The organism is Microbacterium sp. A8/3-1, assembly GCF_040267695.1.
In the GTDB taxonomy this organism is placed as follows: Bacteria; Actinomycetota; Actinomycetes; order Actinomycetales; family Microbacteriaceae; genus Microbacterium; species Microbacterium luteolum.
Genome location: NZ_CP158357.1, coordinates 2,164,568 through 2,186,305, shown reverse-complemented (window position 1 = coordinate 2,186,305; position 21,738 = coordinate 2,164,568). Strand labels below are relative to the sequence as shown.

General features: G+C 64.4%; 20 protein-coding genes. 12 read left to right on the top strand and 8 right to left on the bottom strand.

Translation table 11 applies throughout. The features are described from left to right. Window positions 1–121: 121 nt before the first annotated feature. Both ABS642_RS10760 and ABS642_RS10755 read right to left on the bottom strand, forming a co-directional pair. Window positions 122–1,093 carry a LacI family DNA-binding transcriptional regulator gene (locus tag ABS642_RS10760; protein ID WP_350353426.1) on the bottom strand — a complete coding sequence of 324 codons (972 nt, stop codon included), beginning with the start codon at window positions 1,091–1,093 and terminating at the stop codon, window positions 122–124. Between the two features lie 96 nt (window positions 1,094–1,189). Next, complete coding sequence (locus tag ABS642_RS10755; RefSeq protein WP_350353336.1) at window positions 1,190–3,517, bottom strand: FGGY family carbohydrate kinase; 2,328 nt, start codon at window positions 3,515–3,517, stop codon at window positions 1,190–1,192. A gap of 88 nt (window positions 3,518–3,605) precedes the next feature. Here ABS642_RS10755 and ABS642_RS10750 point away from each other — a divergent pair, with 88 nt between their 5' ends. Beyond that, window positions 3,606–4,154, top strand: a complete 549-nt coding sequence (locus ABS642_RS10750) for an AAA family ATPase (RefSeq protein WP_350353335.1) — start codon at window positions 3,606–3,608, stop codon at window positions 4,152–4,154. Window positions 4,155–4,174: 20 nt separating this feature from the next. Here ABS642_RS10750 and ABS642_RS10745 read toward each other — a convergent pair whose 3' ends face one another. Then, entirely contained in the window at window positions 4,175–4,903 is a 729-nt protein-coding gene (locus ABS642_RS10745; protein WP_350353334.1) for an SDR family oxidoreductase, read from the bottom strand. 221 nt (window positions 4,904–5,124) lie between these two features. Here ABS642_RS10745 and ABS642_RS10740 point away from each other — a divergent pair, with 221 nt between their 5' ends. The 5 genes from ABS642_RS10740 to ABS642_RS10720 all read left to right on the top strand — a co-directional run bounded on the left by ABS642_RS10740 (window position 5,125) and on the right by ABS642_RS10720 (window position 10,323). Continuing rightward, window positions 5,125–5,838, top strand: coding sequence for a nucleoside/nucleotide kinase family protein (locus ABS642_RS10740; protein WP_350353333.1), 714 nt, complete (start codon window positions 5,125–5,127; stop codon window positions 5,836–5,838). Next, entirely contained in the window at window positions 5,835–6,608 is a 774-nt protein-coding gene (locus ABS642_RS10735) for an ATP-binding cassette domain-containing protein (protein WP_350353332.1), read from the top strand. The genes ABS642_RS10740 and ABS642_RS10735 overlap by 4 nt, the downstream gene beginning before the upstream one ends. Further along, window positions 6,605–7,684 (top strand): ABC transporter permease, encoded by a 1,080-nt coding sequence (locus ABS642_RS10730; RefSeq protein ID WP_350353331.1) that lies wholly within the window; start codon window positions 6,605–6,607, stop codon window positions 7,682–7,684. The genes ABS642_RS10735 and ABS642_RS10730 overlap by 4 nt, the downstream gene beginning before the upstream one ends. Before the next feature lie 55 nt (window positions 7,685–7,739). Beyond that, a complete protein-coding gene (locus ABS642_RS10725; protein WP_350353330.1) occupies window positions 7,740–8,723 on the top strand; it encodes an ABC transporter substrate-binding protein in 984 nt (327 codons plus the stop codon). Between the two features lie 67 nt (window positions 8,724–8,790). After that, complete coding sequence (locus tag ABS642_RS10720; RefSeq protein ID WP_350353329.1) at window positions 8,791–10,323, top strand: mannitol dehydrogenase family protein; 1,533 nt, start codon at window positions 8,791–8,793, stop codon at window positions 10,321–10,323. Window positions 10,324–10,419: 96 nt separating this feature from the next. On the opposite strand, the gene ABS642_RS10715 is transcribed toward ABS642_RS10720, so the two are convergent. The 4 genes from ABS642_RS10715 to ABS642_RS10700 all read right to left on the bottom strand — a co-directional run bounded on the left by ABS642_RS10715 (window position 10,420) and on the right by ABS642_RS10700 (window position 13,078). Then, window positions 10,420–10,671, bottom strand: coding sequence for a hypothetical protein (locus tag ABS642_RS10715; RefSeq protein ID WP_350353328.1), 252 nt, complete (start codon window positions 10,669–10,671; stop codon window positions 10,420–10,422). 715 nt (window positions 10,672–11,386) lie between these two features. Next, complete coding sequence (locus ABS642_RS10710; RefSeq protein ID WP_350353327.1) at window positions 11,387–11,707, bottom strand: DUF1330 domain-containing protein; 321 nt, start codon at window positions 11,705–11,707, stop codon at window positions 11,387–11,389. Window positions 11,708–11,945: 238 nt separating this feature from the next. Further along, the gene (locus ABS642_RS10705) at window positions 11,946–12,047 is read right to left on the bottom strand and encodes a helix-turn-helix domain-containing protein (RefSeq protein ID WP_350353425.1); all 102 of its coding nucleotides are present in this window, start codon (window positions 12,045–12,047) and stop codon (window positions 11,946–11,948) included. Window positions 12,048–12,109: 62 nt separating this feature from the next. Continuing rightward, window positions 12,110–13,078: a zinc-binding dehydrogenase gene (locus ABS642_RS10700; protein ID WP_350353326.1), complete on the bottom strand. Its 969-nt coding sequence runs from the start codon at window positions 13,076–13,078 to the stop codon at window positions 12,110–12,112. A 207-nt stretch (window positions 13,079–13,285) separates the two neighbouring features. On the opposite strand from ABS642_RS10700, the gene ABS642_RS10695 reads away from it, so the two are divergent. Beyond that, window positions 13,286–13,858, top strand: coding sequence for a GNAT family protein (locus ABS642_RS10695; protein WP_350353325.1), 573 nt, complete (start codon window positions 13,286–13,288; stop codon window positions 13,856–13,858). A gap of 1,082 nt (window positions 13,859–14,940) precedes the next feature. Here ABS642_RS10695 and ABS642_RS10690 read toward each other — a convergent pair. Next, on the bottom strand, window positions 14,941–15,618 hold the full coding sequence (locus tag ABS642_RS10690; RefSeq protein ID WP_350353324.1) for a TetR/AcrR family transcriptional regulator: 678 nt from the start codon (window positions 15,616–15,618) through the stop codon (window positions 14,941–14,943). 104 nt (window positions 15,619–15,722) lie between these two features. Here ABS642_RS10690 and ABS642_RS10685 point away from each other — a divergent pair, with 104 nt between their 5' ends. The 5 genes from ABS642_RS10685 to ABS642_RS10665 are packed head-to-tail and all read left to right on the top strand — an operon-like array spanning window position 15,723 to window position 21,624. Next, window positions 15,723–17,042, top strand: coding sequence for an NtaA/DmoA family FMN-dependent monooxygenase (locus tag ABS642_RS10685; RefSeq protein WP_350353323.1), 1,320 nt, complete (start codon window positions 15,723–15,725; stop codon window positions 17,040–17,042). Beyond that, the gene (locus ABS642_RS10680) at window positions 17,042–18,037 is read left to right on the top strand and encodes an amidohydrolase family protein (RefSeq protein ID WP_350353322.1); all 996 of its coding nucleotides are present in this window, start codon (window positions 17,042–17,044) and stop codon (window positions 18,035–18,037) included. Before ABS642_RS10685 ends, ABS642_RS10680 begins: the two co-directional genes overlap by 1 nt. Then, window positions 18,034–19,404, top strand: coding sequence for an aminomethyl transferase family protein (locus ABS642_RS10675; RefSeq protein WP_350353321.1), 1,371 nt, complete (start codon window positions 18,034–18,036; stop codon window positions 19,402–19,404). Before ABS642_RS10680 ends, ABS642_RS10675 begins: the two co-directional genes overlap by 4 nt. Beyond that, window positions 19,404–20,726 (top strand): hypothetical protein, encoded by a 1,323-nt coding sequence (locus ABS642_RS10670; protein ID WP_350353320.1) that lies wholly within the window; start codon window positions 19,404–19,406, stop codon window positions 20,724–20,726. The genes ABS642_RS10675 and ABS642_RS10670 overlap by 1 nt, the downstream gene beginning before the upstream one ends. Next, window positions 20,707–21,624 carry a methylenetetrahydrofolate reductase gene (locus ABS642_RS10665; RefSeq protein WP_350353319.1) on the top strand — a complete coding sequence of 306 codons (918 nt, stop codon included), beginning with the start codon at window positions 20,707–20,709 and terminating at the stop codon, window positions 21,622–21,624. Before ABS642_RS10670 ends, ABS642_RS10665 begins: the two co-directional genes overlap by 20 nt. The last annotated feature ends 114 nt before the right edge of the window (window positions 21,625–21,738 follow it).

Genomic DNA, 21,738 nt, shown 5'->3' with positions numbered 1-21,738 from the left:
ACCACCGTGACTGGTCGGGCGTATTGATGCCGCCCTGGAACTGCTTGGTTCGGGCAGTTCTTGATCCGGAACGTTGAGAGACGGCACGATCCATGCTCGCCGACGATCAGTCTCATCGCGCTCAGCTGACGCGGCAGGAATCCCGTTCCACCAACGCGACATCGATCACGTTGACCCGCTCGAGTTCGGCCGTCGGGTCCTGCAGGCGTGCGAGCACCCGCTCCGCTGCGAGGGTGCCGATGCGCGCCGGGTCCTGATCGATCACCGTGATCGATGGTGTGAGGATGTCTGCCATCGGGAAGTCGCCGAAGCTGACGAGCGCGAGCGGGTCGTCGCGCAGCACGTGGACGAGCGCCATGGTGCAGCGGGCGTTGGCCGAGAAGATCGCCGTCGGTGGATCATCCAGTGAACGAAGCTGCTCGACAGCGGCCCTGGTCGTTGCGACGTCCGAGGCGTGCACCGCGACGAGGTCGTCATGACCCACAAGGCCGGCCTCGGTGAGAGCCCTGCGCCAGCCGCCGAGTCGCTTGGTCTCGGTGGACAGGTGGATGGCGTCACCCAGGTAGGCGATGCATCGGTGTCCGTGCTCGATCAGATGCTGGGTCGCCAGGTAGGCGCCCGTTGCATCGTCTTCGGTGAAGGTGTCAGCGGTCAGCCCGATCGGCGCGCGGTCGACGCAGACGATGGGCGTGTGCTCCTGCCAGCGCTTCAGCCACGAGTGATCCGTGCCGACGGGGGCGACGACGAGCCCGGAGAGCTGACGGCTGAGAAGCGACTCGAGAGTCGGCCGCTCATCGTCCGGGTCATCTCCGACACTCGTGACGATCGTGGACATGCCCTGTTCCCTGGCGACCTTCTCGACGGCGCGAGCGATCGCGGCGAAGAACGGATCGACGATATCCGGCACGGCGACGCCGATGACCGAGGTCCGACCGGAGCGGAACGTCGTCGCCAGCACATTCGGCACGTAGTTGAGCTCGCGCATGACCCGCTCGACGAGTGCTCTGGTCTCCGGCAGCACGTGCGGATCGTCGTTGAAGACGCGGGACACGGTCTTCGCGCTCACGCCCGCTCGCGCTGCGACCTCACGCATCGTCGCCACGTGCACCTCCGCATTCCTTCGGTTCGGGCCAGGCCCAGGGGAAACGTTACCGTCTGGGTCCGGCGCCCCCGGCCGGACCCAGACGAGTCAGGCCGCTGAGCCGTCGACGGCCGCTCGCAGTTCGTGCAGTCGGGGCAGCGCACGGTGGACGAGAAGATCCTCACGGGAGGTTTCGTCGAACGAGAGACTGTCCTTCCACAATGAGCGACCGGCCATCGCTCCGCTGGCGCCGTTGGCCATCGCTGTTGCGACCTGGACGATGAACGTCTCGTGGTCGACGCCGGCCGAGAGCACGGCCCACGGAACACCGGCCGCGGCGGCCGTCACTGCAGCGGATGCCTCGGCAGAGCCGGGGTACTGCAGCTTGAGCACCTTCGCACCGGCATCGGCGGCGAGCTTCGCGCCGTCGATCACCAACGACGGGAACTTCGCCGCGTACTCCTCGTCGCTCTCGCCCTCGAGCTGATAGGTCAACAGTTCGACGATGAGGAGCACCCCCTCTTCGTTGCAAGCGGCGACGAGGTCACGGATCTCCCGAGCGACGCGGGAGTCGGCATCCTGCCGATCCGGACGCGTGTAGAAGAGCATCTTCGCGACGCTGCCACCCAGGTCGCGCACCGTGCGAGCGGTGACACCCGGTACGTAGCGCGTGTACTTGAGCCCGTCGACGGTCTCGAAGCCGGATGCATCCATGCCGACGACGAGCGCGGTGCCGCGTCCGAGTACCCCGGCGTCGATGATGGCGGGGAGCGCGACCTCGGGGTCCAGCAGAATCGCGGGGGCGTTGTTCGCGAGATGACGGACGAGGTCGGCCTTGATCTCGGCGAGCTCGCTGCGGGTGATGGCGTCGGAACCGTTCGGGGCATCCTTCACGACGGCCTTCATGCCGTTGCGCTGATCGGCGGCGACGATGAGCATGTGGCCGTCTGCCGTCGAGATGGACTGCATCGCGCGGCGTTCGAGGGTGGTGAGCGTTGACATTCTGGTATCTCCTCTGTGGTGGTCTGGAGTCTGTTTCGACGTGTGATCGAGCAGGCGGGATGCCGTGAGCGCGGCACCGTAGGCGGTGTCCTGCTCGCGGGTTGAGACGGTGATGTTCGGAAGGACACGGGACCGAGCGCGCTGGACGGATGCCATGCCGGCCCATCCTCCGGTCAGGGTCGCCGCGTGCGCGGCCGGGACCTCTCGATCCATCGCGTCGATGAGGATCTGGATCTCGTCGTTGCTGTGGCGGAGCACGGCGTTGAAGACCTCGGCCGGGCTGACGCCGTCGCTCCGGAGCGTCAAACCGAGGACGCCGTCATCGTTCCGAGCACCGCTGACTTCGATGCCGCCGGCGGCGACGTCGCCTTCGAACGGAAGCGCCATCACTGCGGCATCCAGCGCGTCTCGGCCTGCCCGGTCGTTGATGCCGGCGAGCTGCAGCACCCGCCGCAGTAGCAGTCCTGTCTTCACGCCGGCCACGAGCACCTGCCTGCCCGGTACGACATGGCGCACCTCGTTGATCAGGTGCTCGGCGAGGCGCTGTCTGGCTTCGAAACCGAGTGGACCGTCGATCACCCGAAGCAGTACCTCGGCTGTGCCGAGCGAGACGTGGTGATTTCCGGAGTCCAACGCCCCGCTGGCCTGAGCTGCGACCAGATGGTCGTGGCCGGCGACGGTGAGCCGTGCCCCGGCGAACGTTCGACCGTACGATTCGGAGACGCGACCCCAGTCCGCTCCGGCATCGCGCAGCGGCGGCAGGAACGACTCGTCGACGCCGAGTGCACTGAGCATCTCCGCCCAGGCGACGCCACGATCCTGGTCGAGCAGTCCGGTGCGAGATGTGAGTGAGTACTCGAGGGCGATGTCTCCTCCGAGCGCGGCGGCGAGAAACTCCGGAAGGTTCAGCCAGCGCCGACCGGCGAGCGGAAGCCCGCTGTCGCGGAGGTACGCGAGTTTCGTCGCGGTGACCTGGACGCCCAGCGGGAGTCCGGTGCGCCCGGCGAACGACTCACGAACGGATGCCGGGAATCCAGCGACCTGCTCGGCGCCTCGCGGATCGAACCAGGCGAAGGCCGGAGCGATCGCCTCGCCGCTCTCATCGATGACCATCCCGGTCTCACCCATGCCGGAGATGCCGATCGCGCCGATCGGGTGCGGCGTGATCTCGGCGAGGCGCTCGGACACGCGTCGCAGGAGTACCTCCACGGCTGACAGCAGGCTCGCGGCATCCATCTCGGTCGTTCCTCCAGCGCCCGATCGCCAGGGTGTCGGCACCTGCTCGACGAGCACCTCGGCACCTTCGCGATCCAACACCAGGAGCTTCATCCCCGTGCTCCCGAGGTCGATTCCTGCCACCAGTCGGCTGGGTGCCGAGGGGGCTGTCGGAGGCGGTGATGGCACGCCGAACAGCGCCTTCACGTCATCGGTCACGGGCGGGTCCTTCGTCTAGGTCAGAATCTGAAAGAACACCGGAAAATCAGCCATGACACCGGTGTCTCGATAGGTCTATCGTGAGTGTATGACCACAATCTGTCAACTGTCGAATCCGATCGCGATCGCAGTGACCGGGATTGCCGGCAGCGGTAAGACCACACTCGGGCGCGCAATTGCCGTCGCCCTGCGTGCTCCGCTTCTGGATCTGGACTCGCTCACGAATCCACTGCTCGATCACCTCGAAGGCGCGCTCGGAGGGCACTGGTTGGGAGGCGCCTACGCGGCTCAGGTCAGGGCAGGTCGATACGCGGTGATGCGTGAGACGGCGAAGGATGCGCTGCGCGGTGCAGGGGCTGTCGTGATGGTCGCACCGTTCACCGCAGAACTGCAGGGCGGCGCCGGGTGGGCGGCGCTCACACAGGCGCTCGCGCCGGCCGAGATCCGCGTCGTGCACATCGACGGAGACCCGGAGTTGTTCGCGGCTCGACGTGCGCAGCGTGGAGCCGCGAGAGACGCCCATCGGCCGGAAGATGCTGCCCCGCGGATCGGTGTGGACGTCATCAGGGTCGACGCACGTCTGTCAACCGACCGGCAACTCGACTGTGTGCTGGCAGTGCTCCAGTCCGAGAGCTGACTCCCGGACTGGAGCACTCCTCAGCGGCTGCTGTAGCCGCCGTCGATGGGGAGCGAGATGCCGGAGATCATGGCGGCGCCGTCGCCGAGCAGGAAGACGATGGGCGCCGCGATGTCCTCTTCGGTCGCCCAGCGGTGCAGCGGCATGGCCTCAAGGAACGGGCCCTCGATCTCGGGCCGACCCCAGTACCAGGCCGACATCGGGGTCATCACGACGGTCGGGTTCACGCTGTTGACGCGAATGCCATACTGCCCGAGTTCCAGGGCCGAGACGCGGGTGATGTTGTCGAGTGCCGCCTTCGATGAGCCGTACGAGATATGGCCACTGAGCGCGACCAGGCTCGCCTGGCTCGACACGTTGACGATCGATCCGCCGTTGCCCAGGCGGATCATCTGGCGTGAGGCGTACTTGGTGACCAGGAGCGAACCGCGTGCGTTGATCGACATGACCTTGTCGAAGACGGCGATATCGGTCTCCATGGGCGTGGCGATCTCGCCGCCCCAGCCGCCGCAGTTGACGACGCCGTAGAGGTTGAGCCCTTCGATGGCCGCGGCGATCTCGCCTTCGGATTCCAGGTCGAAGACCAGTGGGCGGGCTCCGGTTTCAGCGACGATCGCCTCGACGGAGTCCGCGGTACGACCAGCGGCGATGACGTCGAAGCCCTCGTGGACGAGCTGGCGGACTGTAGCGCCGCCGATTCCACCCCCCGCTCCGGTGACGAGGATGGTGCGACCGGTGGAAACGTTCATGGGCTTGTTCTCTCTGTTCGACGCTGAAGCGTGAGGTGGGCGGATCCGCCCCCGCGGAATGGGGCGATGTCGTCGTCATACTAGTCAGAGATCGACAGGGAAGACACCGGTGACATGATTTTCCTGGAACCAGGCTTGACACCGGTGACATGGACGGCGTACGTTGCTCAAAACCCACTTGTTGAGCGATGTAGCCACCATCGGGAAGGAGACACGGCGTCGTGAGTACCAACTCCCCGTCAACGACGGCACCCGTCAGTGAAAGCGTCGCAGCGCTGGTGCGTCGTGCCCGTGCGCTCAGCGCGCTTGGCGGGCGGCGGATCCTCGGCATCACTGGCGCTCCCGGCGCCGGCAAATCCACCCTCTGTGCCGCGTTGATCGCAGCCCTCGGCGACAGCGCAGTGCTCGTCGGCATGGATGGATTCCACCTCGCCAACAACGAGCTCAACCGGCTCGGACGCCGCGAGCGCAAGGGTGCACCAGACACCTTCGATGTCGGCGGCTACGTGCACCTGCTGGCCCGGCTGAGCGCGCAGACCGAAGGTACGATCTACGCCCCGGTGTTCGACCGCAGCCTCGAGGAGTCGATCGGCGGTGCGGTCGGCATCTCGGCATCCGTCCCGCTCGTGATCACCGAAGGAAACTACCTGCTGCACGGAACGCACGGGTGGGATGCCGTCGCTGAGAACCTCGACGAGATCTGGTACCTCGATGAGCCGGCCGACGTGCTCGAGGAGCGCCTCGTGCTCCGCCGCAGGGCGCACGGCGACTCGATCGAGGCTGCGACAGCGTGGGTGCGTGATGTCGACCTCGCCAACGCTCACCTGGTGGAGCAATGCCGTGACAGAGCCGACCTGATCGTCCACGTCACACAGACTTCCGACCTGCCGAACCCGGCAGCGTCCCCCACCACCGACGAAAGGGTTGCGCGATGACGACCGCAGCTGTGCCTGTCCTCGAAGCCAGGGGTCTCTCCCGGCAGTTCGGGCACGTTCGTGCCTTGAGCAACACCGACTTCGAGGTCTATCCGGGCGAAGTGACAGCACTGATCGGCGACAACGGTGCTGGTAAGTCCACGCTCGTGAAGGCACTCTCCGGCAACCTCGCGGTCGATTCGGGAACGATCAAGTTCGACGGCAAGGAGCTCGACATGAGCACGCCGTCAGCGGTGAGCGCACTCGGGATCGAAACGGTCTATCAGGACCTCGCTCTCGCACCGCACCTCGACCCGGTGCAGAACATGTACCTCGGCCGCGAGCTCGCAGCGGACGGAATCGGCGGGTTGCTCGGCTTCATGAAGAAGAAGGAGATGCGGGAGCAGTCCCGCGCTGCCTTCGATGAGCTCGGGGCGACCGTGCGGTCGCTGTCGTCGCCCGTCGGAGACATGTCCGGAGGCCAACGCCAGGCGATCGCCATCGCCAGAGCGGTGCACTGGGCGAGCCGCGTGGTCTTCCTCGACGAGCCGACAGCCGCGCTCGGTGTGCGCCAGACCAAGAACGTGCTCGACACCATCCGGCGGGTACGGGACAAGGGCATCGCCGTCGTGTTCATCAGCCACTCGATGCCGCACGTGATCGAGGTCTCCGACCGTGTGCAGGTGCTGCGTCTCGGGACGCGCGTCGCGAACGTCAAGACACAGGACACCAGCATGGAGGAGCTCGTGGGGCTCATGACCGGCGCGGTCACGAAAGAGGAAAACGCATGAGCATCAAGCTGCCACCGACCGAGACGGTGACGATCGGCACGCTCGAGCCGAAGGTCGGCTTCGCTCGGCGCACTCTGCGGACGCAGGCCTTCCAGATCCTCCTCGTGCTCTTGGCCATCGTCACCATCTTCAGCTTCCTCGCCCCTGACACCTTCGCGCAGTGGTCGAACTTCCGCCTCATCATTCAGAACGCCTCGATCCTCGCCGTGCTCGGCGTCGGTATGGCCTACGTCATCATCACAGCCGGAATCGACCTCTCCATCGGATCGGTTCTCGTGTTCTCCGGCGTGATCTCGGCAATCGTCATGCGCGAGATGGGCGGACAGGGATGGGGAGTCGCCGCAGTCGGCGTCCTGGTCGCTGTCGGCTCCGGTCTCGCCTGGGGACTGCTCAACGGCTTCCTCATCGCGAAGGCGAAGATCCCACCGCTGATCGTCACCCTCGGCTCACTCGGCATGGCGCTCGGCCTCGCCCAGATCATCACCGGCGGCGTGGACATCCGCGAGGTCCCGGCCGTCCTCACGCAGAGCATCGGATACGGAAACGTGTTCGGCACCGTTCCGACCATCTCGGTCATCGCCCTCGTTGTAGTGGTGATCGGTGCGATCGTGCTCGCGTTCACGAAGTTCGGCCTGTACACGCTCGCCGTCGGGTCGAGCGAGGTGGCCGCCCGCCGCGTCGGCGTGAAAGTCGATCGTCAGCTCATCAAGATCTACGCCATGTCTGGTGCTCTCGCCGGTCTCGCCGGCATCCTGTCGCTGTCGCAGTTCAGCACCACGGCGATCGCCGGACAGTCGCAGACGAACCTCAACGTCATCGCTGCGGTCGTGATCGGCGGCACCTCGCTGTTCGGCGGCGTTGGCACGATCATCGGCACCGTCGTGGGCCTCTTCATCCCCGCGGTGCTGCAGAACGGCTTCGTGATCAACGGCGTGCAGCCCTTCTGGCAGCAGGTTGCCGTCGGTGCGGTGCTGATCATCGCGGTCTACGTCGACCAGCTGCGTCGGTCCGCCGCACTCCGGGGCAACACGCAGAGCCTCTGGCGAAGACTGCTCGGCCCCGGCAACTCCAGCTAGCCCCCAAACGTTTCACCCTCCCTCCCAACCATCAAGACAAGAACGGTAGATCACAATGAAGTGGAGCAAGACAGCTTTCAGCATCGGTGCTGCGGCAACTCTCGTCCTCGCGGGATGTTCCTCGGCGACTCCGCCAGCAGGTGGCGGCGACAGCGGCGATGACGGTTACACCATCGCATTCATCCAGGGCGTTGCCGGGGATGAGTTCTACATCTCCATGCAGTGCGGAGTCGAAGAGGCGGCAGAGGCCGCTGGCGCGACAGTGACGACGCAGGGTCCGGCCGAGTTCGACCCCACGCTGCAGAAGCCGGTTGTCGACGCGATCGTCGGCTCGAAGCCGGACGCCCTGCTCATCGCGCCGACAGATGTCGCGGCGATGCAGGCGCCGATCCAGGCGGCAGCGGATGCCGGTATCAAGGTCGTCCTCGTCGACACCACACTGGATGACCCGTCGATGGCGGTGTCCCAGATCGCGAGCGACAACGTCGGCGGCGGCGAGGCCGCGTTCCAGGCGATTCAGGAGGCTCATCCTGAGGGCGGCAAGGTGCTCGTCGTGTCCAACGAGCCAGGCATCTCGACGACGGATGCTCGGGCCGAAGGCTTCGAGGGCGCCGTAGCCGATGACTCGAAGTTCGAGTCGCTCGGGGTGCAGTACAGCCACAATGACCCGGCAGAGGCGGCGCGCATCGTCACGGCCGCACTGCAGAAGGACCCTGACATCGTGGGCATCTTCGCCGCGAACCTGTTCGCCGCAGAGGGCTCGGCCACCGGCGTGCAGCAGGCGGGCAAGACGGATGACGTCACGATCGTCGGGTTCGATGCGGGCCCCGCGCAGGTCGAGGCGCTGCGCAACGGCATCGTTCAGGCGCTCGTCGCCCAGCAGCCGGCGACCATCGGCGCCGACGGTGTCGCGCAGGCGATCGCAGCCCTCGATGGCGACGCGACCGAGGAGAAGATCCAGACCGGGTTCACCGTCCTCACGGCCGAGAACATCGACAGTGAAGGCGCGGATGCGGTCTACCGCTCCTCCTGCGATTGAGTCCAGATCGAAGTGATCCGCCCGCGGCTGCTCCGGCAGTTGCGGGCGGATCTGTGAAAGGAACGTCATGGTCCAGCTCTCTGCAAGCGCACTCGCCTCGCTGCCGCCCAGCGTGCACGTGCCGACGTACGACACTGCACGCGTCCGCGCGGGGATCGTCCACTTCGGGGTGGGCGGGTTCCATCGTGCGCATCAAGCGATGTATCTTGATCGCCTGCTGGAGCGGGGCGACACCGAGTGGGGAATCTGTGGTGTCGGCGTGCTGCCTTTCGACAGCGCAATGCGGGATGCCCTGAGCGCGCAGGACAACCTCTACACCCTGGTGACGAAGTCGCCGGACGGGGAGAGCCGCGCGCAGATCGTCGGCTCCATCGTCGAGTACCTGTTCGCCCCGGACGATCCGGGCGTGGTGCTCGCGAAGCTCATCGACCCCGCAACCAAGATCGTGTCACTCACGATCACTGAGGGCGGCTACTCCGTCGACGATGCCACGGGTGCTTTCGACCCGCGCGACGAGGACACGCTCGCCGATCTCGCAGCTCCCACAGGGGCGGAGCCGCGCAGCGTGCTCGGATTCTTGGTTGCGGCCCTTCGGGAACGTCGCGCTGCCGGGACGGTGCCGTTCACCGTGATGTCGTGCGACAACATCCAGGGCAACGGACACGTCGCGCGCCGTGCCGTGCTCGGATTCGCCGAACATCAGGATGTTGCGTTCGCGGCATGGATCGCCGACAACGTTGCCTTCCCGAGTTCGATGGTCGATCGGATCACGCCGGCCATGACAGATGAGACCCGCACCGATATCGCGGCGGAGTTCGGCGTGGAGGATCTCTGGCCGGTGCGGTCGGAGTCGTTCGAGCAGTGGGTGCTCGAGGATTCCTTCACGGCTGGGCGCCCTGCGCTCGAAGACGTCGGCGTGCAGATCGTGGCTGATGTCGAGCCGTACGAGCTGATGAAGCTGCGTCTGCTCAACGCCTCGCACCAGGCGATGGGGTACCTCGGCATCCTCGCGGGCGTGGAGTTCGTGCATGACGTCTGCACCGATCCGTTGTTCGTGGAGTTCCTGCTCGGGTACATGCACGAGGAAGCGATTCCCACTCTGCGCCCGGTGCCGGGGATCGTGCTCGATGAGTACTGCCAGCCGCTGATCTCGCGGTTCAGCAGCGATGCCATCCGAGACACGCTCGCCCGCCAGGTGGTGGACGGGTCTGATCGCATCGCGAAGTTCCTCGTGCCGGTGGTCCGCGATCGGCTCTCCGCAGGGCAGAGCATCGATCGCTGCGTGCTCGTGATCGCCGCGTGGAGTGTGTTCTTGGAGGGTCGCACGGAATCGGGTGAGCCGACCCCGATGGTGGATCGCCGTGTCGAGGAACTGCGCGCACACGTGCGCCTGGAGCTCGAGCATCCGGGGAGTCTCCTCGACTACGCGCCAGTGTTCGGCGAGCTGGGGAAGGACACCCGGTTGCGCGAGCAGTTCATCTCTGCGCGCACGGCACTCAAGAACCAGGGAGTTCGGGCGGTACTCAGCTCGCTGTCGCGCGGGCAGCGGGTACCGAAACCCCCAACACCTCCGGCGACTCTGCGAACGACGACACGATGAACTCCGCGCCGGGGCTTTCGGCTGGTGTCGCGACCGCACGTGCTAGCGGTCGAGCTGAGGAGGGCGCATTGCAAGCAACTAGGTCCCTCCGGTGCGTTACCCTCCGACGAACCCGGTCGTGACAACCGTGAACCCCGCGGCTTCGCACGCTGCTAAGAGTTCAGCCCCGGGGGCGCCCTCTTCTGCGGAGAGGAGAATGTCGCTGGGCGTCAGGAGCGACTGCGGCTCGGTGGCAGCGTCCTGCACGACGGCGAGGGCGTCGGCGACCTGACCGTCGTCAGCGGCAGGGATGTTGTGGAGAATCCGAAGAGCAAGGGCCGCCCACTGGTCCAGCTCGTCTTGTTCCATGCGTTCGCTGTAGAACGCGGATTGGACGTTGTGCAGGATGGTCTGCACGTCGCCCACTCCCGCACAGGTTCTTTCATCATCGGCTGCGGTTGACTCCGCCGTCGCCCCGCTTGTCGGGGTTTCTGTTGCCGTTACGGGCTGTTCAGTTGAGCCACTGTTGGTCACGTCGCCGGATGCGCTGCAACCGGTCGCACTTGCGAGGATGAAGGCGCTAGCGAGGATCACGGTAAACCGACGTGAACGGTGACCAGGTCGAGAGCGCGTCATGGCGTGAGCCTACTTGTCGAACCGGTCGTCGGTCGTGGCAGCGATGGGTACTTGCTCGGCGCGCCGGACGCTGACGCACCTTTCGTCTATTCGGTCGAACACCGCCACGCAGAGTGTCTCAGCGAGATGACGCGGGGGGTTTTGCGAGGCACAATGGCTGTGATCTACGGAGAAGAATGCCTCATTGTCCGCGGCGCTACATGACACGTCGGACGACGCAGCGCGGTTGGCAGAGCTTGCCCACGGAAACTTCCTCGTGCCCGCATGCGAAGATCTCTTGTCTGAATTCGAACGCGAACACGCGCGCGTCAGTGCGCAAATCCCAGAACTCGAATCCGCCGGGCGAGCACTCGCTGGCATCCCGTCGCACGACTGACCGCCAGCGCCACTGGAGTGCGGTCGTCCTGCTCCGACGTCAACAACGTCATGGCCAGCAACACTTAGGCGGTCACCCCGCTGCCCCGCCGGAGGCTCGGAGCGAGAATGGCAGTACCGTGAGAAAGACCAGCTGTTCGGAGCCCTGTTTCCGAGCTTTGACAGCTTCCTGATATTCCGAGCCGAAATACCAGTCGCGGGCAGCGTGCTCGCTTTCGAACTCAACGGCGCCCAACCACTGGGTTGGCAGACCGTCGATCTGCGTCGCATACGGGGCCAGATCGACCATGTGCCCGCCAGCCTTACGAAGTGACTCCGTGCTCAGAGTTCGATAGCGCGCCATTGCGGATTCATCCGTGATTCCAAGAACGAGATAGACGACGAGGGCTCTCATACCCCGTTGAACGACACGGTTACACCGCCTATTCCCCAAGATCGATGAGTCTCGCCGCCCGCGGGGTCGACCTCGGAGATCATGGTCGAGACTCCGCAGGCCAGGCAGCTGACGCGAATCGCAGATCATCCTCCGGCGATCTTCCTTCCAGGGAGGCACAGGCACGGACCCGACCGTTTGCGGCCGAAGACGGGGAGCACGGTCTCTCGAAGTCGCTACTTGAGGACCATGAGACCGATCAAACTTCGGCTCGGAGGTAGGCAAAGACCGTTTCCCGACTGATCCCGTACTGGCGTGCGAGCGCGGCTTTCGGAATCCCCGCCGCGGCCTTCTCACGCAGAGTCGCTGCGTCCTCCGCGTTCAGGGATCGTGCGCGGCCGGCCCGTTGGCGCGCCGCCGGACCTATGGTCCGGTAACGGAGAGGACGGTCTTGACGGGTGCTCTCCCGGTGGCGAGCGCGGCGTGGACGTGAGCGGCTTGGTCGAGGCGTGCGATCACGGGCCGGTTCGCCAGTACCTCTAGCGCACTGAGCGCTCCCTGGCGGACGAGCGAGGGGTGGAGGTGGGCGATTCCGCCGAGGCTGATCCCCGAGACCTGCAGGGAACGGTGCCAAATCAGGTCGGTGGAGAGCTGTACGTCATTGCCGCTCGCGGTGCCGACCATGACGAGCCGACCTAACGGAGCCAACGCATCGATGGCAACCTGCCGCGCCACCCCTCCGACGGGATCGATGACCACCGTGATGCCTTCAGGGGCGATGCTGGCGAGGTCCTGCTCGAGCTGCGCCCTGAGCGCGACCTTGGCGCCGGCTGCTCGGAGCTCTTCGCCGCGTTCGACGCTGCCGACCACGGCGATGACGGTCGCCCCGGCAGCGAGGGCCAGGTGCGCGGCTGCCGAGCCGATTCCTCCGGACGCGCCAAGCACCACCACGGTGTCGGTCTCGGTCAGACCTGCCAACCGATGCAGCGCGATCCAGGCGGTCGCGCCGTTCACCATCGATCCGGCAGCGATCGCCGAGTCGATGCTGCTGTTCAGTGGGATGACGAGGTCGGCCGATGCGAGAGCTGATTCGGCGTAGCCACCCGCAACAGCACCGCGACCGAAGTCATTGAGAACAGCAGCGACAGGGTCGCCAGGCTCGAAGCCTGCGACACCTGCACCTATCGACCTCACACGGCCGGACACCTCAATACCCGGCGTGAACGGCACTGCTAGGGGGAACGTTCCGTCGCGGAAGAGCGTGTCGACGAAGCCGACACCGGCGTACTCGACATCGATGAGGACTTGTCCCTCGCTAGGTTCGGGCGTGGGAATGTCCTCGATGCTCAGGACTTCAGGGCCGCCTGTGGCGTTGACACGGATAGCGCGCATGACCCGATCATCTCACCGCGTGCCTGAAACGATTGTTTCGCCGCCAGGTCGAGCACCACACGTGACATTCCTCACCGCGAAGAATGCGACATCTACTGCCGCGATTCACAGGTCGATGAGCGGCCCGTCGCCGAAAACGATCGTTTCCGGCAGGCCGTCTGCTGCACCGTTCCTCGTGCTGCGCAAACTCGCATGCCACCATGAAGGATGACTTCGAGCGTGCCGTCCCTGCCGACGCTGACCGGTGAGAAGGTCACACTTCGGGCATGGCGCCGTTCGGATACTGCGATCGTCGTTGAGGCCTCGCAGGACCCCCTAATTCCTCAGCTGACCAGCGTGCCAACGAACTCGGATGAGCTGGCAGCGTTGGCCTTCATCGAACGACAACACAAACGCCTTCACGACCGAGCTGGCTACGCGTTCGCGATCGCTGATCATGACGACATCGCGGTCGGGCACATCGGACTCTTCTTCATCCCGGGCGGGTCCGGTCGGGCCAGCGCCGGCTATTGGATCGCCAGCTCGCGGCGACGCCAGGGACTCGCAAGGGATGCACTGACGACCCTCACGTCATGGGCAATCACGCTCGAGGAACTCGATCGCGTGGAGCTCTATGTCGAGCCCTGGAACGAAGGCTCTTGGCGTGTAACTGAACAGGCGGGCTACGAGCGTGAGGGTCTACTCCGCGCCTGGAAACAGGTGGGTGGCCAACCGCGCGATATGTACATGTACTCGCGATTGACGCGACGAGCCTCTGTGGCCGACGTTTGCGGTGACTAAGCGTGCCGCGGGACCTCTGCGCGCCGTTAACGATCGTTTCTGGCACGCGCTCGAGCAACCGTTGCGTCGGGCCGTCGCAAACGTAGTCCGAATCGCAAACCACTTTTAGGGCGATGGGTTGCGGCCCGTAGCTCCGTTCCGGATCGTTGAGTCGAGTTTTCTCAGGAGTTGCGTGGCTTGTGAGATGCCAGATCCGGGATACGGATAGAAACACATGACCCATCGTCTTGTGCAGTAGCTCCAGTACTGAAACGAACTTGAAACACCACGCTCATCGGTCTGTAACACGCATTCGAAGCGCGCGTCCATGGGCGGGCGCGTGACGGAGATACTTTTGCGGCGTCATCGAACACCGGCGCGAGGGGGCCTGCCTGGAGGTCGGGGGCGAGCTTTGTGGCAACTTCGGCGGCGCACCTCGTGTATTTGTCGGCGCCGGTGCGGGCGGTTGTCATGGGCCGGTGCCAGGCGAGGGACCCTAAGGGGCCGAGGTAATTCGGTGCTCGTAGTCGAGCACGATCCCGACATCATGGCCGAGCGCATAGGTACCGGGGCCGGATGCCGCTCGCCCTTATCACCGGGAGTGCGAACAGCATCATCTCCGTCTGCGCGCCGCAAGATAGGCCGCCGTTACGAGCGACCTCCGCGACGCGGATCACCCTCGAACGTGTAGTCGTGACAGTTCCGGACGCTCGAAAGTGATCTCGGCGCGCGACTATTCGATCGTGACTCCTGAGGACCGCCCTCACGGACGTAGGGAGCAGCTACTCGAGAGCGAAAGTCGATCGTTGCGGCGGGCAGACCCTTCAGGGCGTCAGTGAGATTCTGGAGTATCCCTCAATGGCACGTAGCTCGGTCGACAGCTCAGGGCGGCGACTGTCGCCAGTAGGGTCTCTACCGTATGCCCATCGGGAGATCACCGCGCTTGAATCATGGAAACGAGATATCCGCGGGTATGAACATTCCGGCGCTTTCGTGTTCTTCGAGATTGAGCGGTCGGGACGGCGTTGACGTCCGGAAAAACGTGTCTCCGCTGATCAACTGTGACGCGTAGCCGCCGTGATCGAGCCCCAGGGCGCCAGCGGTTAACGCTTGCGAGCAACGATGGGATCGTCCGCCGCTTGAGCCGGAAACAGGTACGACGTGCCTACGTCGGTGAGGCGTTCCCCGAATCGATCCCAGTCGCCGACACTCGATCCGGTGGCATAGTCATCGCCGTGCGTGATGCGCCGGATCGTCATGTCGAACACCATGCGAAATGTGAAATCGGCGGCGGCAGTTGGATCGTCATGCGGCATGGCGTCGCTGAAGCGGAGCATCACCGTGCGAAACCAATCGCTGTACGCATGGCTAATGCGGGCTAGGCGTGCCAGCATCTCAGAGTCGAGGGCCGATTGCGCGCCCAGCACCCGGGTGCGGTCCTCTTCGCCTCGCATGACCTCGATGAATGCCATGATCGCGCGGTGTAGTGCATCACGCGGTCCGAGGCGCGCCCAAACCGGCTCGTCGGAGAGGAGGGCCGCAACGCCGGCCGCAGCTGACTCTAGCCAGCGGTCCTGCAGCGCGATCAGCAGGTCTTCACGTCCGTGGAACCGGCGGTAGATCATGCCCACGGAGACCCCGGCCCGCTCGCACACGCGGGCGATAGTGAACTCCTGCCATCCGCCCTCAGCGAGCACCTCTAAGCCAGCCTCCATAACGCGTTCAAGGCTCTCGCGACTGCGATCCTGTTGGGGCTCGGCGACCCGGCTCGAGTTCTTCATCGACTCAACTTTACGCAGAGGATCCGCCCTTGACACGCTGGCGCTCCACTGGCTATGGTCGCCGAAAGCGAACGCAAAGTAGCGTTCGCATAATCTGACGACAGATGGAGCAGGCATTGGCGCACACAAAGTTCCACCTCGGCTATTTCACGAAGTTCGGCCCACCCGCGTGGCGCGCGGAGAGCGATCGTACGCACGGAGACGATTGGTGGACGGGACAGCACTTCGCCAAACTCGGTCGACGACTCGAGAAGAGCTTCTTCGACTTCATGTTCTTCGAAGACTCAGTCAACGTCTCCAGGGTCTACCAGAATTCGATGGACGCCGACCTCAAGTTCGCCATTTACACGCCGAAGCACGACCCGCTGCAATTGCTGCCCTACCTCGCGGGGCAGACGGAGCGCATCGGCCTGATCGGCACAGCATCCACGTCGTTTTACCCCCCATACTTGCTTGCTAGAGCACTCTCGACGGCAGACTCGCTCAGCAGCGGGCGCGTGGGATGGAACATGGTCACCTCAAGTGAGCGTGATGCGGCCCGCAATTTCGGAATGGACGCTCTGCCTTCACCCATTGAACGCTATGATCGCGCGGACGAGTTCGTTGAACTCGCTAAGGCCCTCTGGGACTCCTGGGAGGAGGGCTCGCTCGTCATCGATCAGGAGACCAACACCTATATCGATCCATCCAAGGTGCATGCGATCGACTACGTCGGGAAGTATCACAGAAGTCGCGGGCCGCTCAACACCCTGCGCTCGCCGCAGGGGCGGCCGGTGCTGGCACAGGCTGGCGCGTCCGACCGCGGTCGCGATTTCGCAGCCAAGCACGCCGATGCGGTCTTTGCGCTCACCGGAAGCGGCATCGAAGAGATGAAGGCGCTGCGTTCCGATCTAAGGGCACGGGCGAAGTCTCATGGGCGCAACCCCGACGATCTCAAGATCTTCTGGGCAACGCCGGCGTACATCACTCAGGGTGGCGGCCCCGTGGATCGTAGCTTCAGCGATAGCGAGTTCGTGCGCATCGTCGCGTGGTGGTCGACCTTCTTCGACCTCGACCTCAGCAACTACGACCTCGACAACCCGATGCCCGAGGGCGTCACGGCGATGGGGCATACCAGCATGATGAACCAACTCCAGACCTGGGGTCGCGACATGGGAGTCACCCTTCGCCAGGGCCTCACCATGATGGCTCAGGGGTCGGACGAGATCGGGATCGCCGGCCCGGCCGAGAAGGTCGCCGCCAACCTCGTCGCCGCGATGGACGAGGTGGGCGGCGACGGCATCATGATCTTGTCGAATGACGTGGGAAACGAGCGCTTTGTTTCGAGTATCGTCGATGAACTGGTCCCTGAGCTGCAGCGCCTCGGCGTCGTGCGCACTTCCTATTCCGGGGCCACCTTGCGCGAGAACCTGCGGGCGTTCTGATGATCGTCAACCATCAGGCGCACTGGTACCCGCCTGCGTACTTCGACCTGGTCTCGGGCCGCGATCAAGACAGGTACCCGCGTGCGGAGAGGCGTGATGGCCGACGCTACCTCTATGAGATGGGGGACAGCCCCGGGGCCTGGCGTTATGAGATCGCGTCTCATTTCGTGGATCTCGACCAACAGATCAGGGCAATGGACGACGCGGGGATCCACGCCGCGGCGATGAGCCCCAACATGGTGGCCGAGCTCGCTCTGCTCGATCTCGCCGAAGCTCGCGAAACGGCGTCCCTACTCAACCGCGAGCTGTCCGCTGCGCAGGATCGCTATCCCGGACGAATCGCCGGCATCGCTACCCTCCCCTGGCAGAATACGGACGCGGCCCTCGAAGAGCTCGACCGCGTGGCCGAACTCGATCTGCGCGGCGTTTTGCTGCTCTCCAACATTGGGGGGAGGCCCGTTGCCGAGCCGGAAAGCTGGCCGATATTCGAACGCATCGACGAGCTCGGGCTGCCGATCTTTCTGCATCCCGCGAGCAACTCGATGATTCACGACAAGGGGCTCATCCCGATCATCGACTCCAGTGCGGGGTGGATGTGGGAGACCAGCGCCGCTGCCTTCTCCCTCATCGTCTCAGGGTTGCTTGACCGCTACCCCAGGCTAGAGATTCTCCACCACCACCTCGGTGGAGTCGTGCCGTATGTGGTTGGCCGAGTTTCCCGCTACGAGCATCACTTCCCCGTGAAGCTTGAGCAGCCGGTCGAGGCGTACTTGCGAACTCGCTTCTACGTCGACTCCATGACCAACACTCCGGCCGCGATCCCGCTCGCAGTGCACACCTACGGCGCCGACCGCATCCTGTACGGCGACGACTATCCCTGGCATACCCACGACGAGCATCGAGCGTTCATCGACGGCGACTTCGAAGCCGAGCTCGCTCAGAAGGTGCTTCACGAGAACAGAATGCCCTCGCTGAGGTTGGAAGGACGACGATGAATTTCACAACCCTGCAACAGAGGCTTGATGCTGCCGGATCGGCCGTGGCCATGTTGAGTGCCCCGATGCCTCCCTACACCAGCTTCCCGTATCCACCGGTGTACACGAACTGGCAGGAGGAACAGCGTGCGTCGAAGACGACAGCCGTTCTGTTCGATCAGTCGTACCACATGACCGACTGCTATATCACAGGGCCTGACGCCGTACGGTTACTCAGCGACACTGCTGTCAACAGCTTCGCAACTTTCGGGCCGGGAAAGGCCAAGCAGTATTTGGCGGTGAACGAGGATGGCTTCGTTATCGCCGACGGTCTGCTCTTCGGGCTGGCCGAGGACGCAGTGGTCGTCACCGGCAACGAGATCGCTTCGAACTGGTTGAGATATCAGGCAGAGCTTGGCGGATATGACGTCCAGATCGAAGTCGAGGATCGCGGGAACGACGGACCAGTGCCCAAGCGCATGTACCGGTTCGAACTCGAGGGGCCCTGGGCCTGGAAGATCCTCGAGAGCGCGCACGGCGGGCACGTTGAGCGTATCCCGTTCTTCGCGATGAGCGAGGTCCTCATCGGCGGTTTGCGGGTAGGTGTCCTCAACCACACCATGGGGGGAACTCCGGGAGACGACGCTTCGGGCCTCGAACTGTTCGGGCCGATGGAGGAGAAGGAAGCGTTCCTTGCCGCCATCCTCCAGGCGGGCGCCCCGTTCGGCCTGCTGCGAGGTGGCGCGTTGGCCTACCTGTCCGCCGCGGTGGAGTCCGGCTGGGTGCCGTTGCCCATCCCCGCCATCTTCGGCGAGAACATGCGTCCGTACCGTGAGTGGCTGAGCGCATACTCCACTGAGAACTGGGTGCCCATCAATGGCAGCTTCCGCTCCGATCGCATCGAGGACTACTACGGCACACCCTGGGACTTCGGCTGGGAGCGTTTCGTGAGGTTCGACCACGATTTCATCGGTCGGGCGGCGCTCGAACGGCTAAGCGCCGAGCCGAACCGCACCAAGGTCTGGCTCAGTTGGAACCGGGATGATGCCGCTCGTGTCATCGGCAGCTCCTACGTCGATGGGGACGATCGAGCCAAACCGCTCGAGATCCCGACAACGATGCTGCCCCACGACGAAGTGCGGCTGGATGGGCACACGATCGGTATCGCGCGCATGCACGGCTACACCGTGAACCTTGCGGGATGGACTTCGATCGCGAGGGTCGACGTATCCGAGGCTATTGATGGACGTGAAGTGGAGCTTGTCTGGGGCGATCCCGACGGCGGGGCGTCGAACCCGTTTGTGCCACCACACCGCCAGACAATTATCCGGGCCACCATCGCGACGGCTCCGCCCATGGCGCGAGCTAGCTCTGACGAAGGACGATGATGACACACGAATCAATCCGCCCACAGCGCTCCATTGGCGCCGTTCCCGACTATTCCGACATTCATACGTATGTTAACGACGTTGGATCTCTCAACATCTGGGAGGGTGACGGCTGGAAGAAGGAGTCACTCTCCTGGAAGACGGGGTGCTATCTGGCCATCAACCTGGCTGGGCCCATGGAACTAACAATCCACGGGCCCGGTGCTCAAGAGTTCCTCTCGAAGCTTGCCATCAACAACGTCAACAACTGGTCGTTGGGCACCTCAAAGCACCTCGTGATGACTGACGAAGAAGGCCTGATCGTAAGTCACGGACTCAGCGTTCGCGACTCCAAGGACAGCTTCCGACTGCTCGCGGCGCTGCCATGGCCAGCCTTTTACGCCCAGCAGCATGGCGCAGATGGGCTCGAGGTGCAGTTCTCCTGGCGGGACATCTTCATCCTGCAGCTCGCCGGACCCGCGATAGTCGAGGTCGTGGCCGCTGCGGCGGGGGAAGAGATCAGGGAACTGCCATTTCTCGGCACGCGACCCATCGAAGTCGCTGGGGCCGAGGGCATCGAGCTGGAGCTGGGGCGCATCGGTATGACGGGGAGCATTGCCTATGAGATTCGTGGCGCGTATGAAGACGGGCCCGCGGTGTTTGACGCCCTGTACCGCATCGGCCAGGAGTTTGGCATTACCAGGCTGGGCTACCGCACCTATCCGGTGAACCACACCGAGGGAGGTTTTCCGCAGATGGGATTTCATTTCGTCTCATCGGTGTATACCGATACCGACTACCGCAACAGCGAATTCGCACTGAGTCTCACGCATGAGTTCTCGGGCAGCATCGACCCAACTGACGTCCGCGCCCGCCTCCGCACGCCGAGCGAGGTGAACTGGTCCTGGATGGCGAAGTTCGATCACGAGTTCATCGGCCGAGCCGCGGTGGAGGCTGAGGTACAAAACCGGCGGCGCAAGACCGTCATCCTGCGATGGAACGCCGACGACGTGCTCGACGTCTTTGCCTCCTATCTGCGTCCGGGGGAGGAGTACGCCTACATCGAGTTCCCGTCGACGCCGCAGGCTCCGGCAGGCGGACATGCAGATCTGATCACCAAGAACGGCGTTCCGGTCGGCATCTCATCTGCGGCGGTCTACAGCTATAGTTCGCGCGAGATGATCTCCCAGGCGACCATCGATTTGGCTGAAACCGAGGTCGGCACCGAGCTAGTGCTGCATTGGGGCGATTATGGCGGGCGTATCAAGGAGATTCGGACGACGGTCGCGCCCTTCCCCTACCTCGAGCTTCCAAGGAATGCCGATGTCGATACCCGCCGCTGACGGCCCCCCAACCGTCGCGGCCGTAGTGCGCGAGCAGCTATTGGCAGGCAGCTCGCTGGAGATGACGGGAGATGACGCCGGGGCGCTCGTCGCGGCACGTCACCTCTTGACCGATGGCACCCGAGTGAACATCACCTTTCTCGCCAGAGAGGACTTGGCCATCCGGATTGAAGCAGCCCGGACGGTAGTCGCTCTCGGCCTTACTCCAGTTCCGCACATCGCCGCTCGCCGAATGCGATCGGAGGAAGACCTGCAGGAGCACCTCAGCGCCTTTCGTTCTGTCGGGGCCGCGAACAATCTGCTACTCGTCGGAGGCGATCCGGCGTCGCCGCTGGGCCCGTTCGCCTCGGTGGCTGAGCTGCTCAGGGCGACGTCGCTCGCGGACCTTGGCGTGCAGGCAGTCTCGCTCGCCGGGTACCCCGAAGGTCACCCCAAGATCGATCCTTCTTACCTGGTAAGCGAACTCGCGACAAAACTGGACCTGCTTCGGCAGCAGGGCATCAGCGCGGACATTGTCACCCAGTTCTCCTTTGATGCGGATGCGATACTCGGTTGGATCGAAAGAACCCGCAAAGCCGGAGTCCAAGTACCGATCCGTATAGGCGTTCCAGGGCCCGCCGGAGTCAACCAGCTTCTCCGATTTGCACGTCGGTTCGGCGTCGCTTCCTCGGCGGCGGTGGTTCGGAGCTACGGCCTCTCGCTAACCGGCCTACTGGGTACGACCGGCCCTGATCGTCTGGTGGCGGCGATCAGCGAACGATACTCGCGCGCGCGGCACGGCGAGATCGCCTTGCACTTCTACACATTCGGGGGTATCGCCGCGACCGCCCGCTGGATCATGGATGCGCGCGACGTCCGTGCTCTTGACATGTCGGGCGAAACGGAGGAACGACAATGAAGACCTATGGACCCGCCCATCTCAACCCTCTCGCTTCAGTCGCTGCCGCTGACGTCCTCAGCTTTCTGAGCGGCGTCGTGAACTTTGGAGGCCTAGTAGTTAATAACGCGAGGG

Coding starts and splice junctions, on each gene's coding strand:
- ABS642_RS10760 (WP_350353426.1), bottom strand. CDS start 1,093: ATGCGTGAGGTCGCAGCGCGAGCGGGCGTGAGCGCGAAGACCGTGTCC.
- ABS642_RS10750 (WP_350353335.1), top strand. CDS start 3,606: ATGACCACAATCTGTCAACTGTCGAATCCGATCGCGATCGCAGTGACC.
- ABS642_RS10745 (WP_350353334.1), bottom strand. CDS start 4,903: ATGAACGTTTCCACCGGTCGCACCATCCTCGTCACCGGAGCGGGGGGT.
- ABS642_RS10735 (WP_350353332.1), top strand. CDS start 5,835: ATGACGACCGCAGCTGTGCCTGTCCTCGAAGCCAGGGGTCTCTCCCGG.
- ABS642_RS10730 (WP_350353331.1), top strand. CDS start 6,605: ATGAGCATCAAGCTGCCACCGACCGAGACGGTGACGATCGGCACGCTC.
- ABS642_RS10725 (WP_350353330.1), top strand. CDS start 7,740: ATGAAGTGGAGCAAGACAGCTTTCAGCATCGGTGCTGCGGCAACTCTC.
- ABS642_RS10720 (WP_350353329.1), top strand. CDS start 8,791: ATGGTCCAGCTCTCTGCAAGCGCACTCGCCTCGCTGCCGCCCAGCGTG.
- ABS642_RS10715 (WP_350353328.1), bottom strand. CDS start 10,671: ATGGAACAAGACGAGCTGGACCAGTGGGCGGCCCTTGCTCTTCGGATT.
- ABS642_RS10710 (WP_350353327.1), bottom strand. CDS start 11,707: ATGAGAGCCCTCGTCGTCTATCTCGTTCTTGGAATCACGGATGAATCC.
- ABS642_RS10700 (WP_350353326.1), bottom strand. CDS start 13,078: ATGCGCGCTATCCGTGTCAACGCCACAGGCGGCCCTGAAGTCCTGAGC.
- ABS642_RS10695 (WP_350353325.1), top strand. CDS start 13,286: ATGACTTCGAGCGTGCCGTCCCTGCCGACGCTGACCGGTGAGAAGGTC.
- ABS642_RS10690 (WP_350353324.1), bottom strand. CDS start 15,618: ATGAAGAACTCGAGCCGGGTCGCCGAGCCCCAACAGGATCGCAGTCGC.
- ABS642_RS10685 (WP_350353323.1), top strand. CDS start 15,723: ATGGAGCAGGCATTGGCGCACACAAAGTTCCACCTCGGCTATTTCACG.
- ABS642_RS10680 (WP_350353322.1), top strand. CDS start 17,042: ATGATCGTCAACCATCAGGCGCACTGGTACCCGCCTGCGTACTTCGAC.
- ABS642_RS10675 (WP_350353321.1), top strand. CDS start 18,034: ATGAATTTCACAACCCTGCAACAGAGGCTTGATGCTGCCGGATCGGCC.
- ABS642_RS10670 (WP_350353320.1), top strand. CDS start 19,404: ATGACACACGAATCAATCCGCCCACAGCGCTCCATTGGCGCCGTTCCC.
- ABS642_RS10665 (WP_350353319.1), top strand. CDS start 20,707: ATGTCGATACCCGCCGCTGACGGCCCCCCAACCGTCGCGGCCGTAGTG.